Annotated in this window: 13 protein-coding genes; 7 read left to right on the plus strand and 6 right to left on the minus strand. The window is 66.0% G+C overall.

Translation table 11 applies throughout. The annotated features are described in order from the left end of the window. Positions 1–55: 55 nt before the first annotated feature. Entirely contained in the window at positions 56–1,459 is a 1,404-nt protein-coding gene (locus E8M84_RS00565) for an aminomethyltransferase family protein (protein WP_137109233.1), read from the plus strand. Between the two features lie 37 nt (positions 1,460–1,496). Here the strand turns inward: E8M84_RS00565 and E8M84_RS00570 are convergent, their stop codons facing one another. From E8M84_RS00570 to E8M84_RS00590, 5 genes are read right to left on the minus strand one after another with little or no spacing between them, the layout of a single operon-like run. After that, a complete protein-coding gene (locus tag E8M84_RS00570) occupies positions 1,497–1,937 on the minus strand; it encodes a DUF3237 domain-containing protein (RefSeq protein ID WP_137109234.1) in 441 nt (146 codons plus the stop codon). Continuing rightward, positions 1,934–3,184 carry a flavin-dependent oxidoreductase gene (locus tag E8M84_RS00575; protein WP_137109235.1) on the minus strand — a complete coding sequence of 417 codons (1,251 nt, stop codon included), beginning with the start codon at positions 3,182–3,184 and terminating at the stop codon, positions 1,934–1,936. The genes E8M84_RS00570 and E8M84_RS00575 overlap by 4 nt, the downstream gene beginning before the upstream one ends. A 16-nt stretch (positions 3,185–3,200) precedes the next feature. Next, positions 3,201–3,686 (minus strand): DUF3237 family protein, encoded by a 486-nt coding sequence (locus E8M84_RS00580; RefSeq protein WP_137109236.1) that lies wholly within the window; start codon positions 3,684–3,686, stop codon positions 3,201–3,203. After that, the gene (locus tag E8M84_RS00585) at positions 3,676–5,325 is read right to left on the minus strand and encodes an amidohydrolase (RefSeq protein WP_137109237.1); all 1,650 of its coding nucleotides are present in this window, start codon (positions 5,323–5,325) and stop codon (positions 3,676–3,678) included. Before E8M84_RS00585 ends, E8M84_RS00580 begins: the two co-directional genes overlap by 11 nt. Then, positions 5,322–6,002 carry a TetR/AcrR family transcriptional regulator gene (locus tag E8M84_RS00590; protein WP_137109238.1) on the minus strand — a complete coding sequence of 227 codons (681 nt, stop codon included), beginning with the start codon at positions 6,000–6,002 and terminating at the stop codon, positions 5,322–5,324. The genes E8M84_RS00585 and E8M84_RS00590 overlap by 4 nt, the downstream gene beginning before the upstream one ends. An 87-nt stretch (positions 6,003–6,089) precedes the next feature. Here E8M84_RS00590 and E8M84_RS00595 point away from each other — a divergent pair, with 87 nt between their 5' ends. The 6 genes from E8M84_RS00595 to E8M84_RS00620 all read left to right on the plus strand — a co-directional run bounded on the left by E8M84_RS00595 (position 6,090) and on the right by E8M84_RS00620 (position 12,866). After that, positions 6,090–7,151 carry an ABC transporter ATP-binding protein gene (locus tag E8M84_RS00595; RefSeq protein ID WP_137109239.1) on the plus strand — a complete coding sequence of 354 codons (1,062 nt, stop codon included), beginning with the start codon at positions 6,090–6,092 and terminating at the stop codon, positions 7,149–7,151. A gap of 1 nt (position 7,152) precedes the next feature. Next, entirely contained in the window at positions 7,153–8,064 is a 912-nt protein-coding gene (locus tag E8M84_RS00600; RefSeq protein WP_137109240.1) for an ABC transporter permease, read from the plus strand. Beyond that, complete coding sequence (locus E8M84_RS00605; RefSeq protein WP_137109241.1) at positions 8,057–8,860, plus strand: ABC transporter permease; 804 nt, start codon at positions 8,057–8,059, stop codon at positions 8,858–8,860. Before E8M84_RS00600 ends, E8M84_RS00605 begins: the two co-directional genes overlap by 8 nt. A 21-nt stretch (positions 8,861–8,881) precedes the next feature. Beyond that, complete coding sequence (locus E8M84_RS00610) at positions 8,882–9,910, plus strand: extracellular solute-binding protein (protein ID WP_137109242.1); 1,029 nt, start codon at positions 8,882–8,884, stop codon at positions 9,908–9,910. A gap of 161 nt (positions 9,911–10,071) precedes the next feature. Beyond that, positions 10,072–11,481, plus strand: coding sequence for an amidase (locus tag E8M84_RS00615; protein WP_137109243.1), 1,410 nt, complete (start codon positions 10,072–10,074; stop codon positions 11,479–11,481). Between the two features lie 413 nt (positions 11,482–11,894). Beyond that, positions 11,895–12,866, plus strand: a complete 972-nt coding sequence (locus E8M84_RS00620) for an acetylxylan esterase (RefSeq protein ID WP_137109244.1) — start codon at positions 11,895–11,897, stop codon at positions 12,864–12,866. A 15-nt stretch (positions 12,867–12,881) separates the two neighbouring features. On the opposite strand, the gene E8M84_RS00625 is transcribed toward E8M84_RS00620, so the two are convergent. Continuing rightward, on the minus strand, positions 12,882–13,868 hold the full coding sequence (locus E8M84_RS00625) for a bile acid:sodium symporter family protein (protein WP_137109245.1): 987 nt from the start codon (positions 13,866–13,868) through the stop codon (positions 12,882–12,884).

Here is a 13,868-nt window from a genome sequence, read left to right on the forward strand (position 1 = left end):
GCTTGATTTCCGCCCGAAATCTGCGCTGAATGTACACATTCCAAGGGAGGAACCCATGTCATTCAGTCTGTCGTCCGCCATGGCCAAGGCCGGTGGCGCCGTGCCCCTGCTGCGCAACTCGCGCATCGGCCAGTACGTCTACCCCGTCGTCGCCCCCGAGTTTCAGAACTGGCGGTCCGAGCAGATGGCCTGGCGCCACTCGGCCGTCCTGTTCGACCAAAGTCACCACATGGACGAGCTGATCGTCGAAGGCCCGCAGGCGGCCGAATTCCTGGATCACCACGGCATCAACGCCTTTGCCAATTTCGATCTGAACCGCGCCAAGCACTATGTGCCGGTCACCCCGGCGGGCCATGTGATCGGCGACCACATCATCTTCCGCGAACGTGAGGACAAGTTCGTGCTGGTGGGCCGCGCACCCACCTCGAACTGGCTGATGTTCTGCGCGGCCTATGGCAAATGGAACGTCCGCCTGCGCTACGACCCCCGCAGCCCCTCGCGCCCCGAAGGCGAACGGGTGCTGCGCGAACACTACCGCTTCCAGATCCAGGGTCCCGAGGCACCGAAGGTCTTCGAAAAAATGAACGGCGGGCCGATCCCCGACATCAAGTTCTTCCACGTCGACTGGATCAACATCGGCTCGAAGAGAGTGCAGGCCCTGCGCCACGGGATGTCCGGCGCGCCGGGGCTGGAAATCTGGGGTCCCTACAAGGACAAGGACTACATCCACTCCACCATCCTGCAGGCCGCCCGCGATGCCGGGGTGAACCTGGTGCAATGCGGCAGCCGGGCATATTCGACCAACACCCTGGAATCCGGCTGGATTCCCTCGCCCCTGCCGGGGATATACACCGGCGACGGCATGCTGGCCGATTATCGCGACTGGCTGGGCGCCGACAGCTACGAGGCCGCAGGGTCCATCGGCGGCAGCCTCGCCTCGGACAATATCGAGGACTACTACACCACCCCGTTCGAACTGGGCTACGACTTCTACATCGGCTGGAAGAAGCCCGATTTTGTCGGCAAGGCGGCGCTGGCAGCGATGAAGGGCTCGCCCCGGAACCGCAAGAAGGTGACCTTCGAATGGAACCGTGACGATGTGCTGGCCTGCATCGCCACGGCGTTTGAACCGGGCACGCCCGCCAAGTGGATCGACTTCCCGGTGTCGAACTATGCCTCGTCCAGTGCCGATGCGATCCAGCGCGACGGCAAGACCGTGGGGATGAGCATGTTCGCAGGCTTCAGCTGGAACGAACGCGCAGTCCTGTCGCTGGGGGTCGTGGCGCAGGACGTGCAGGTCGGGGACATCCTGACGCTGCTGTGGGGGGAACCCGAACCTACCGGCAAGACCTCGACCGAACCGCACCGCCAGGTTCCGATCCGGGTTCGCGTCGCACCCACACCCTATGCGGCCGAAGCGCGGACCAATTACGCCGACAGCTGGCGCACCAAGGGCTGACACCCGGACCCCGCCCCTGCCGGTTGGGGGGCGGGTCCTACAGCCGGGTCAACCGCAGCACCACCGCATCCGGCTCGCGCTGGCCATCCGACAGGAACAAGGCACGGTTCAGATCGTCATGCGCGGCAGAGGCGGTCTCGAACCGGATCACCGTGCGGAAATAGACCAGCGTAGGATCGACTCTCTCACCCCGCATCAGGGCGGCCATCACCTCGGGGGCAGCATGGCGCAGCCCCTGACTGTCAACCCGGATCAGCGCGCCATCTTCGGCCCGGATCACATAGCGCGCATGGATGCGGGTCAGGCCATCGGCGCGGATGCGCTGCTCATCGGCCCCACCCGGCAGGATCGTTCCGGTGAGGCCCGGGCCGCTGACGGTGCCACCCAGAATGGGCACGATCCGCGCTTCGCCGAAGCCGTCATTGCCAAGGATCACCGGGCTGCCGACCTGCACGCGGAATTCGGCGAAGAGGGTCATGCCACGGGCTCCATCGGACCGATGATCGGCGGCTGGGCGTTCAGCACATCGACCGAAAAGCCGGACAGCCGCTTGTAATGCTCGGCATGTGCCGCCAGCTTTTCGCGCGGCAGGATCGGTTCCAGGTCATCGAAGACGCCGCCGCACAGGTCCTCGACCATCTGCATCACCGCGTCGGGGCCCTTGCCGCGATTGGCGCGCAGGATGCCTTCGGCGCGGGGCCGCATCTCGGCCTCGTAGGTCAAGAGCGCCGCGCGGGTGACCCCATGCGCCCGCAAGGCCGCGCCCAGCTTGCGGGCGTCGATGATCGCCTGCGTTGCCCCGTTGGACCCGACGGGATAGGTCGCATGTGCCGCGTCGCCCATCAGCGTGACGCAACCCTCTGTCCAGGCGGGCAAAGGCTCGCGGTCGACCATCGGGTATTCGTAGACCGTGCCCGAGGCCCGGATCAGGCCGGGGCAATCGACCCAGCCGAAGTCCCAGCCCTCGAAGGCGGGCAGGAAATCGGCCTTGTCGGCGGGGCGGTTCCAGTCACCCTTGGCCATGGCCCGGTCCGGATCGACCCGCATCTCGGCGATCCAGTTGATCGTCGCAAGACCCGTCGCCGGGTCTTCCGGGGTCAGCGGATAGGCGACGAAACGCTGGGTGTCATGCCCGGCCAGAAACATCGCATTGCCGCCCAGAAAGTGCCGCCCGGGCGAAGTGCCGCGCCACATGATCGCACCGTTCCAGATCGGCTCTCCCTCATCCGGCACCATCTGCTTGCGGATGGCCGAGTGGATGCCATCGGCTGCAATCGCGACATCCCCTGATACCCGCCGCCCGCCCGCCAGAGCCAGCGTGACACCTTGGCTGTCCGTCTCGAACGCGGTCACGCCAGCGTCGGTTTCGACCACATCCCCGGCCCGCTCGCGCAGAATCCGCAACAGCATCATCTGCAACTCGCCCCGGTGCACGGAAAACTGCGGCCAGCTGTAGCCCGCCGCCAACCCGCGCGGTTCGACCCAGATCGGCAGGCCGGTCTTGGTGTAGAACCCGTATTGCCGGGTGCGGATGCCGATCCGGTCCAGTTCGGCTTCCAGCCCCAGGTCGAACAGCTCGCGCACGGCATTGGGCTGCAGGTTGATGCCGACACCCGTGGGCCGCAGATCGGCCACCCGCTCGAAGATGCGGAAGGGCAGGCCCAGCTGGTGCAGGGTCAGCCCCAAGGACAGACCGGCGATACCGGCCCCGGCGATCAGGATCATGTGCCCCCACGCCCGGTCAGACGGGCGCCTCCCAAAGTTCGATGTAGACATGCGCGTCATCGCCCGCTTGGGCAAGTGCCGTGCCGAAGTAGACCGCATCGCCCAGTGCCCGGTGCGGCCCGTCCGGCACCTCCAGCGTAGCCCGGGTGCGCCCCAGATAGCTGCCATCCGGCTGCGGCAGCATGCGCCCGGCGTTCGTCACCATGACCGGAGTGCCGTCCTGCAATTCCAGGCAGTACCGAGCCTCGATCTGATAGGTCCCGTCAGGCAGGCGGATCGCAAAGTCGGCCCCGCCGGGCAGGATCCGGCCCGTCCAGCCAACCCCCTGCGCCACGCCCCCCACGATGGGAAACATCGCCCGCACCGTACCCATCGAGGTCGCAAACTCCAGCGCCGGGCCAAGATCGGCGCGGATCACGCAGGCCCGCCGCAACAGGGGTTGGCCCGGAGAGGACGTCGCTCCCAGCGTCGTCATGTCGATGGTCAGTTCCTCAGCAGGCATGGGTGATCCTTCCTCCACACACTGTCAGCCGGACGCCCAGTCCGGCGATCCGGTCATGTGGCGTGGCTTCGATGTCGCCGCACAGCAGCACCAGGTCCGCCAGCATCCCGGTCCGGATACGGCCCGTCGCGTCTTCCCGGAACCCCGCATGGGCACCGTTGCAGGTGAATGCCTTCAGCACCTCGATCAGCGGCAGCCTCTGGTCCGGCAGTCCGGGCAGATGCGGTTGCCGGGTCAGCGCCGTCTGGATGCCCAGCAGCGGATCAACCGGCACGATGGGCCAATCCGAGGAGAAGGCCACGACCGCCCCCGCCCGATGCAGCGCCGCCCAGGCATAGGCATGGGCCGCACGTTTCGGCCCGATGCCCTCCGTGGTCTGGGTTTCCCCCTGCGGCGCATGCAGCGGCTGGAACGAGGCGATGACACCCAGTTCGGCAAAGCGCGGGATGTCGGCAGGGTCCACCATCTCGATATGCTCGATCCGGTGGCGGCTGTCGCGCAGGCCATTCGCGCGGCGCGCGGCCTCATATCCATCCAGCGCGATCCGCACCGCCGCATCCCCCACGGCATGCACGGTGATCTGCATGCCGCGCCGGTCGATTTCGACCGCGGCCTCGGCGAAGGTGGCGGAGTCAAAGATCGGAACGCCCCGGTGCCCCGGCTGGTTGGCATAATCGTCCAGCATCGCCGCCGTCCCGCTTTCGATCACGCCATCGATGAAGACCTTGACCCGATTGCTGCTCAGCCAGTCGCCGGTGAAGGCACCAGCCATGGTGCCGGCCCGGTCCAACTCGGACAAAGGCATCTCGCGGGTGTAATGGAACGGGACCGAGACCCGCGCGATCAGATCGCCTTCCTCCTCGACCGTGCGCAGAAGCTCCAAGAGATGCCGGTTGCCGTCCATGTTGTGCACCGAGGTGATGCCCTTCGATGCGACAAAGCGCAGGCCGTCCATCAGCACCTCGACATCCTCGCGCCATTCGGCATCGGTCGGGGGGACCGGTGGTTCGATCCCGGACATGCCCAACATCTCGCGCCCGCCGCTGGTGCGAAGCTCCAGCACCGGAAGCAGCGCAAACTTCTCGCGCAGCTCTCCGGTCGCCAGCCCGTCGGCCCCCAGCACGACCTCGTTGCCATCCGGCAGGTCCCGGCCCTGCAACAGCCCCGCAGCAGACAGGGCGGCAGTGTTGGCGAACAGCGTGTGGAAGTCGTAGGTCATCACCGCCAGCGGCCGGTCGGGACACATGGCATCCAGAGCATGGCGGTCCAGTCGCGTTCCCGGGCCGAGGATCTCGTAATCCGCGCCCTGAGCGAACAAGAGCCCCTCGTCAGGCCTGCTGTCGGCAAAGGCGCGCACCGCCGCCTGCATGGCGTCGAACCCGCGCACATCGCCCAGTTGCAGCAGGGTCCAGCCCCAGGCGCCGGAAAACAGATGCAGATGCGATTCGACGAACCCCGGCAGAAGCGTGCCGCCCTTTGCGTCGATGACCCGGGTCTTGGTCCCGGCATGGGCTCGGATCGAGGCCGTCTTGCCAACCGCAAGGATGCGGTTGCCGCGCACTGCCACCGCCTCGGCACGCGGGTTCGCGTCGTCCATCGTCAGGACCCGGGCGTTCTCGATGATCAGGTCGGCGATCATGCGGCGGGGTCCGCCCGACGCGGATGCCGGGCGCAATCGTCCGTGAACAAAAGCTCGACCAGTGGCGTGATCCGGTCGCGCAGGATCACGTCATGCTGGTCAAGCGTCTGGGCGTCATCGGTGATCAGCTGGATGAAGCAGGGCATCCAGAGATCGTGGAACAGCCGCGCCAGATAGTCGGCATCCACCGCGCGACCCGACCGTAGCGTCAGCTGCAGACCGGACAGGAAGTCGGCGATGACCTGCACCAGTGCCGTCGAAACCGCCACATATTCCCGGGCAAGATCGGTGTCGGGATGCCGGATCGCGGCCGCCTCCGCATAGCGCCAGACCCGTTTCCCCGCGATGTCCAGCGTGCGGGCCGACACTCGTTGGAACAGCATGGTCAAGAGGCTGGCCAGGTCGGCGTCCTCGCGCCAGTGTAGCGCGCGATCCTGCTCGCGGGCCTCCTGAGTGCCTTCCGAGATCATCGCGATCAGGATGCCGTCCTTCGACCCGAAGTAGTTGAACACCGTGGGGGCCGAGACATCGGCCGCAGCCGCGATATCCGCCATGGTCGTGGCGTCGATGCCCTGCCGCGCGAACAGGTCCCGGGCGGCGCTGACGATTTCATCCCGCCGACGCGCCTTCTTGCGGTCGCGCAACCCGGGGATGGCAGGACTGGCCGTTTCGGTCATCTGGATCCGCTTTCCTTGTGTCAGTAAAAATTTTTATTGACTAAAAAGTTTTTGTCAATACCGTCGGCGCCGATGTGGGGGACCTCGATGCTTGACATTCGCGACCTGACCAAGAGTTTCGGCAAGGGCGACAGCACTGTGACGGCGCTGCATGAGGTGTCGTTCACCATCGCTGAAGGCGAGTTCTTCACACTGCTTGGCCCCTCTGGCTGCGGCAAGACCACGCTGCTGCGCCTGATCGCCGGGTTCGAGCCTCCCAGCGGCGGGGCGCTGGTGCTTGACGGGCAGGACATCGCCCAGATGCCTCCCAACCGGCGGCCGGTGAACACGGTCTTCCAGAACTACGCCCTGTTTCCGCACATGACCGTCGCGCAGAACGTGGGCTTTGCACTCGGCGCGCAGGGCAGGCCCAAGGACGAGATCGCCCGGACCGTCGCCCGGATGCTTGACCTTGTCCAGCTTGGCCACCTTGCGCATCGCAAAAGCGGCGAGCTGTCGGGCGGCCAGCAGCAGCGGGTGGCGCTCGCACGGGCGCTGGCGCCCAAGCCGCGGATCCTTCTTTTGGACGAACCTCTCTCGGCGCTGGACATGAAGCTGCGCAAGGAGATGCAGGTCGAGCTGAAGCGCCTGCAGCAGGAAACTGGGCTGACCTTCATATTCGTGACGCACGACCAGGAAGAAGCCCTGACCATGTCCGACCGCATCGCGGTGATGAGCGGCGGTCGCATCCAGCAGATCGCCACCCCGCGCGAGTTGTATGACCAACCCGCCAACCGCTTCGTCGCGGGCTTCATCGGTGAAAGCAACTTCCTCGACGCCAGCTGTGCGCACGGAAAACTGGTGCTTCCCCAGGCAGGCGCCCCCCTGCCGGTCACCCATCCCGACGGGCCGGTGACCCTGATGGTCCGGCCCGAGCATGTGTTTCTGGGCCCAGCGCCCGGTGCGGGGCTTTCGGTTCCCGCCCGGGTCGAAAGGCTGGTCTACTTCGGCACGGATACGCATGTGCACCTGATGCTGGCCGATGGGGCAGGGCTGGTGGCCCGCGTCCAGAACGCCCTGCGCGGTGGCGCGCCCTGCGCCGAGGGCGATGCGATCAGCATCACGCTTCCCGCCGATGCCCTGCGCCTTCTGCCGAAAGAGGCCGCCTGACATGGCGACGGATGTCGAAACCCTGGCCATCCGGGCCGACACCCGCCGCCGCTGGGCCCTGGCCTTGCCCGCTGTCACGATCATCGGCCTGTTCTCGATCCTGCCTCTGGGCGTTGTCGTGGTTTATTCCTTCCTGACCCCCGGCGACTACGGCAACGTGAAATGGGTCTTCTCACTGGACGGCTGGTTCCAGGTCCTGTTCGAGCGCGACATCTTCGATGACACCGTCAGCCTGTCCGACGCGCATCTGACCATCCTCGGCCGCTCTGTCGCGCTGTCGCTGGCCACCACGCTCATCACGCTGATCCTGGGTGTGCCGACGGCCTGGTTCATCGCGACCCGGCCTGCCGGGCAGCGGGCCTTCTGGCTGTTCCTCATCACCATCCCGTTCTGGACCAACCTTCTGGTCCGCACCATCGCGGTGCAGGAGATGATCCGCAACGAGGGCATCTTCAACCGGCTGTTCCAGTGGCTGGGCCTGATCGACGACCCGATCCCGATGATGTTCACCAACTTCGCGATCCTGCTGGGCATGGCCTACGTCTTCCTGCCGCTGATGGTCCTGCCGGTCTATGCCGCGATTGAACGGTTCGACTTTCGTCTGGCCGAGGCTGGCTACGACCTCTACGCCTCGCGGGTCTACTGCCTGCGCAAGGTGGTGCTGCCGCAAGTCAAGGCGGGGATCATCGCAGGTTCGATCCTGGTCTTCGTCCCCTCGCTTGGCGCCTATGTGACCCCGCGCATCATGGGTGGCGGCAAGACGATGATGCTGGGCAACCTGATCGAGACCCAGTTCGGCCAGGGCCGCAACTGGCCCTTGGGCGCGGCCCTGTCGCTGGCGCTGACCGCCTTGGTCCTGGTGGCGCTGGTCTGGTACACGCGCCTGACCACGAAGGAGCGGCGCAATGGCTAGGCGCAGCTTCGACATCCGCCGCCTGCCCGGTGCGGCGACGCTTGCGATCACCTGCTTCGTGATCCTCTACATCCCGTTGGTCATCCTGGTGGTGAACTCGCTGAACGCGGGCAAGGCCATCAACGTCTGGGAAGGCATCTCGCTGCGCTGGTATGCGACGGCCCTGCAGAACGAGGGCTTCCTGAATGCCGCCTCCACCTCGCTGATCCTGGCCGCGACCGCCGCGCTGGTCGCTACGGTGACCGCCACGATGGCCGCGCTGGCCACGACCCGCAGCAAGGGATTCCGTGGCGAGGGCACCATCAACCTGGTCCTGAACCAGCCGCTCATGGTCCCGGAAATCGTGTTGGCCATCGCGCTCCTCATCATCCTGGCCCAGGTCAAGCAGGTCACCGGCTATACGGGCCTCTGGTATCTCATCATCGCCCACAGCGCCTTCTGCATCCCCTTCGCCTACATGCCGGTCCGCGCACGGCTGCAGGGCATGGACCTGACGCTGGAAACCGCCGCATCGGACCTGTACGCCAGCCGGTTCTACACGTTCCGGAAAGTCACTCTGCCGCTTCTGGCCCCCGCGGTCCTGGCGGGCTTCATGCTGGCCTTCGTCGTCTCGCTGGATGACGTCGTCATATCCGAGTTCCTGAAATCCCCCGGCCAGGACACGCTGCCCACGTACCTCCTGGGCCAGCTCAGACGGAACCTGACCTCGGAAATCTACGCCATCTCCTCGCTTCTTCTGCTGATCAGCGTGCTGATCGTGGCGGGGTCATGGCTGCTGACCAGAAAAAAGACCTGAGACCCGACAGAGGAAACTGCCATGAAAACCAGACTTGTCCTGACAACGGCCCTCCTTTCCGCAACCGCGCTTCCCGCCTTTTCGGAAGGTGTGCTGAACATCTACAACTTCGGCCTCTACACCCCCCCGGACCTGATCGAGAAGTTCGAGAAGACCTACGACGTCAAGGTAACCGTGACCGAATACGACAGCAACGAAACCGCCATCGCCAAGATCGAGGCCGGCGGGCACGGCTTCGACATCGTGGTGCCCTCGGCCTCGGTCGTGCCGATCTACATCGAGAAGGGGCTGCTGCTGAAGTCCGACCCGAACACGATGGAAAACTTCAAGAACGTCGCCCCCGAATGGGCCTCGGTCGCCTGGGACCCGGACCGGTCCTACACGGTGCCCTGGGTCTGGGGCACGACCGGGATCATGGTCAACAAGGACGTCTACGCAGGCGACATCAACACCTCGGCCATCTTCCTTGACCCGCCGGAAGAGCTGAAGGGCAAGATCAACGTCGTCCCGTCCATGAACGACGTGATCGACCTTGCGATCATGTACGTCGGCGGCCAGCCCTGCACGACCGACAAGGAGGTGCTGAAGGCCGCGCGTGACAAGCTGGTCGCCGCCAAGCCCCACTGGGCCTCGATCGACTACGCCAGCTTCGAGAAGTTCATCAACGAGGACCTGCAGGCCTCGGTCTTCTGGAGCGGGGCTTCGATACGGATCCGGGCCGAGAATTCCGGCTTTACCTACGGCTTTCCGAAGGAGGGCTTCCTGAAATGGCAGGACAACGTCGCCATCCTGGCCGATGCCCAGAACGTCGACAACGCCAGGCTGTTCCTGAACTTCATCATGGACCCGGAAAACGCCGCGCTGATCTCGAACTATACCGGCTACGGCAACGGGATCAGCGGCAGCGAGGCCTTCATGACCGCTGACCTGCTGGCGGCCCCGGAAATGACGATCCCGGCGGACTTCGCCTCCGTGGCGCGGTTCCAGGAAACCTGCCCGCCCGAAACGCAAGAGCTTTACAGCCGGATCTGGACCGACCTGACCAAGTGATCCGCGCCCGGTCGCCCCGGTCAGCGCCGGGGTGACCGTATCCTGCGGGCAAACCACCCCGCCCGCGTCATTTCAAACTCGATCGCGCCCCGTTTCCTGTCTGGCGAAGGCCGCGCCGGGAAACGGACGCCCCCGCTTTGCTGCCCGTCATGAGGACACCGATGGCCACCAACGATCTCTACAAGCTCGACGCCACCGCCACTGCCGCGGCCATTCGCGCCGGGCGGATCACCAGCCGTCAGGCCACCGAATCGGCGCTTGCGCGGATGGATGCCGTGAACCCGGCGCTGAACGCCGTGGTCCATCGCTTCGACGACGAGGCACTTGCCGCTGCGGATGCCGCCGACCGCGCAGTGCAGGCTGGCGCCCCCCTCGGCCCGCTGCACGGCGTGCCGGTCACAGCCAAGATCGACACCGACCTTGCCGGTCACGCCACCACCACCGGCCTTGTCGCGATGAAGGACGTCCGTGTGACCGAGGACGGCATTCCCACCGCCAACCTGAAAAGGGCGGGCGCAGTCATCATCGGCCAGACCAACGTCCCCGCCTTCTGCTACCGCTGGTTTGCCTCGAACGACCTGCACGGCATCACCCGCAATCCGCATGACCTCACCCGCTCGCCGGGCGGATCGTCCGGCGGGGCCGCATCCTCGGTGGCAGCCGGGATCGGCGCGCTGGCTCAGGGCAACGACGTGGCGGGATCGCTGCGCCTGCCCGGCTCGGTCTGCGGCGTCTATGCGATGAAGGGCACGATGGGCCTCCTGCCCAGCTACAACCCCTCGCAAACCGCCGAATACCCGATCGGCCTGCAGCTTGGCGCCTCCGAAGGGGTCATCGCCCGCTCGGTCCGGGACATCCGCCTTGGCATGTCCGTCCTGGCCCAACCCGACCCGCGCGACCCGGATCAGGTGCCCGCGCCGCCGGTGTCCCTGTCGCAGCGGCTGCCCTGTCGCGTGGCCCTCTGGCTGGGCGATGCCGACACCCCGGTCGATCCCGCTGTGGCCGATGTGGTGCGTCAGGCCGCGCAGTGGCTGGAAGACTCGGGCTATGTGGTTCAGGAAGCATCCCCCCCGCATCTGGCGGAAATGGCCGAGCTCTGGATGGCGCTTCTCTACGCCGACTGTATCGGTCCGGTGCGTGAAACCTTCTTCGATCTTGGCGACGAGGCGTTCCGCCGCTCGTTCCAGTTCACCGCCGACAACCTGCCCGCGCTGGACCAGCTGGGCCAGCAAGAGGGCCTTGCGCGCCGGATGGCGATCCGCCGGGCCTGGGCCATGTTCTTCCAGACCTATCCCCTGGTGCTGACGCCCACGACCTGCGTGCCGCCCCTGCCCATTGACCACGACACCATCGACCGGGAAACCATGTGCCGGATCATCCGCGCCTATCGCCCGCTTCCCCTGGTGGCGGGCCTCGGGGTGCCGGGGCTGACGGTGCCGGCGGGCAAGGCGGATGGCCTGCCCGTGGGGGTCCAGATCATCGGGCGCTGGTGGGAGGACGAACGCTGCATGAGCGCAGCCGAGGTCATGGAACGGCGGCTTGGCACCCTGTTGCCGGTGGACCCGAAATGACCCTCACCCCCTGAGGCACGCCGTTTCCGCGCCTGGTCAGACCCGCCATGCCCGCCCTGACGATGCTCGGCACAGCACGATCTTTGCCAACACCTGCGCCCCGGCTCTGCCCAACCCGGTGATTGCCGACCATCTGCATCAGGCCCAAGGGCTGGCGGGGTTGCCGGCGAAAGCACGACGGCGACGTGGACGGAGTTTCCGATTGCTGGCCAAGGACGGACTTCACAGCCACGCGGCGACGGTATCCCCGCTGCCGCTGATCGCCTCGCCTTGATGCCACCCCCCTTGGCAACAGCATCAGGATCCGTCCACCATTGGTGTTCAGCGGGGCCGATGCCGACCGCTGCCTCGCCGCGCTGCACCAGGCGCTGACCGAACTGCCCGCCACCCTGCGGCAAGCGTAAGGACCGAAGATGCCCTTTCCCGACCTGATCCATCCCGAACTTGGCGCCTATGTCAGCCAGCAGGTCCATCCTGCCGACTTCAAGGCCTTCTGGACCGCCACCCTCGCCGAGGCCCGCGCCATCGGCGGCGAGGTCACCCTCCGGCCCCAGCCGTCGACCCTGTCCCTGATCGAGGTCTTCGACGTGACTTTCCCCGGCTTCGGCGGCCACCCGATCAAGGCCTGGCTGATGCTGCCGCGCCAGCGGACCGGGCCCTTGCCGCTGGTGGTGCAGTACATCGGCTATGGCGGCGGACGGGGGTATCCGCACGAGCAGTTGCACTGGGCGGCCTCGGGCTATGCCTATCTGCGGATGGACAATCGTGGTCAGGGCAGCACTTGGAGCATGGGCGACACGCCCGACCCCGTAGGCTCGCATGCGGCGATCCCCGGCTATCTGACGCGCGGCATCCTGGACCGGCAGGACCATTACTATCGCCGCCTCTTCACCGACGGGGTCCGCGCCATCGACGCGATGATCGGGCAGGACTTCATCGACCCCACCCGCATCGCGGTCTGTGGCGGAAGCCAGGGCGGGGCGATCTCGCTGGCCGTGGCCGGGCTTGACCCCCGCGTGCGCGCCGCGATGCCGGATGTCCCGTTCCTCTGCGACCTGCCGCGCGCCGTGCAGATGGCCTACACCGACCCCTACCGCGAGATCATCCGCTATCTGGCCCAGCACCGCAGCCACAAGACGCAGGTCTTCGACACGCTCGCCTATTTCGACGGCGTCAACTTCGCCCGCCAGTCGCAGGCCCCCGCCCTGTTCTCGGTGGCGGTGATGGATGAGGTCTGCCCGCCCTCAACCGTCTACGGCGCCTACAATGCCTATGCCGGGCCGAAAACGATGGTGGAATACGAATTCAACAACCACGAGGGCGGCCAGGCCTGTCAGGAAGCCCAACAGATGGCCTGGCTCGCCGACCGCTTCGGCATGATCTGACAGGGGTGGCGGGATTTACGCCGTTCTCCCCGCAACCCGGCGCGAATAGACGGCCAGGACGGCCAGTTGCAGCAGATGGTACAGCATCAAGGGTAGCACGATGAGGGCAAGCTGATCCTTCGGGAACAGGATGCTCGCCATCGGCAACCCCGTCGCCAGGCTTTTCGTCGACCCGCAGAATAATGCCGCCAGTCGGTCTTCGCGGTTCAGCCGCAAGAGGGTCGCCCCCTGCTGCACCGCCAGCAGGACCAAGGCCAGAAGGACCAGACACAGCCCGACCAGCACCGCGATCCCCAAAGGCTCCAGCCGCGACCAGATGCCCTGCACCATCCCTGCCGAAAACGCACTGTAGACGATCAGCAGGATCGAACCCCGGTCGACCAGCATCACCGGCAGCTTGTGTCGGTTCAGGATGCCGGACAGGACCGGGCGGCACAGTTGGCCCAGGACGAAGGGCAAGAGAATCTGTTGTGCGATTTTCCACATGGCCCCCTGTATGTCTATGGCCCCGCCGTCCGTATGCAGCAACAGCGCCAGGAGGACCGGTGCAAGAACCACGCCCAATAGGTTCGAGATCGACGCCGCACAGACCGCGCCTGCCACGTTGCCCTCGGCAATCGAGGTGAAGGCGATGGAGCTTTGCACTGTCGAGGGCAGACAGCCGATGTAAAGAAACCCGATGGCGACCGTCACCGGCAGCACCATGACGGCCAGTTCCTGCATCCCCAACGTCAGCACCGGAAACAGCAGATAGGTCGCGGCAAGCACCGCCAGTTGCAGCCGCCAGTTCGTCAATCCGGCCCAGATCGCGGCCAGCGACAGCTTTGCGCCATACAGGAAGAACAAAAGCGCCACGGCCCAGTACGTCACCTGCGACAGCCCTGCGGCAAACTCCCCCCGCGCCGGCAGCAGCGCCGCCAGCACGATGGTCAGCAGCAGTGCCGCCAGATAGCGGTCAAAGCCAAGCCGTTGCAGGCGGGCTTCCAGATCAGACAGGGGCAT

This window comes from Rhodobacter sp. SY28-1 (genome assembly GCF_005222785.1).
Classification (GTDB): domain Bacteria; phylum Pseudomonadota; class Alphaproteobacteria; order Rhodobacterales; family Rhodobacteraceae; genus Tabrizicola.

What these genes read in the sequence shown, in the direction of transcription:
- E8M84_RS00590 (WP_137109238.1), bottom strand. Translation starts at nt 6,002, where the DNA reads ATGACCGAAACGGCCAGTCCTGCCATCCCCGGGTTGCGCGACCGCAAG.
- E8M84_RS00570 (WP_137109234.1), bottom strand. Translation starts at nt 1,937, where the DNA reads ATGACCCTCTTCGCCGAATTCCGCGTGCAGGTCGGCAGCCCGGTGATC.
- E8M84_RS00585 (WP_137109237.1), bottom strand. Translation starts at nt 5,325, where the DNA reads ATGATCGCCGACCTGATCATCGAGAACGCCCGGGTCCTGACGATGGAC.
- E8M84_RS00580 (WP_137109236.1), bottom strand. Translation starts at nt 3,686, where the DNA reads ATGCCTGCTGAGGAACTGACCATCGACATGACGACGCTGGGAGCGACG.
- E8M84_RS00615 (WP_137109243.1), top strand. Translation starts at nt 10,072, where the DNA reads ATGGCCACCAACGATCTCTACAAGCTCGACGCCACCGCCACTGCCGCG.
- E8M84_RS00565 (WP_137109233.1), top strand. Translation starts at nt 56, where the DNA reads ATGTCATTCAGTCTGTCGTCCGCCATGGCCAAGGCCGGTGGCGCCGTG.
- E8M84_RS00605 (WP_137109241.1), top strand. Translation starts at nt 8,057, where the DNA reads ATGGCTAGGCGCAGCTTCGACATCCGCCGCCTGCCCGGTGCGGCGACG.
- E8M84_RS00610 (WP_137109242.1), top strand. Translation starts at nt 8,882, where the DNA reads ATGAAAACCAGACTTGTCCTGACAACGGCCCTCCTTTCCGCAACCGCG.
- E8M84_RS00620 (WP_137109244.1), top strand. Translation starts at nt 11,895, where the DNA reads ATGCCCTTTCCCGACCTGATCCATCCCGAACTTGGCGCCTATGTCAGC.
- E8M84_RS00600 (WP_137109240.1), top strand. Translation starts at nt 7,153, where the DNA reads ATGGCGACGGATGTCGAAACCCTGGCCATCCGGGCCGACACCCGCCGC.
- E8M84_RS00625 (WP_137109245.1), bottom strand. Translation starts at nt 13,868, where the DNA reads ATGCCCCTGTCTGATCTGGAAGCCCGCCTGCAACGGCTTGGCTTTGAC.
- E8M84_RS00595 (WP_137109239.1), top strand. Translation starts at nt 6,090, where the DNA reads ATGCTTGACATTCGCGACCTGACCAAGAGTTTCGGCAAGGGCGACAGC.
- E8M84_RS00575 (WP_137109235.1), bottom strand. Translation starts at nt 3,184, where the DNA reads ATGATCCTGATCGCCGGGGCCGGTATCGCCGGTCTGTCCTTGGGGCTG.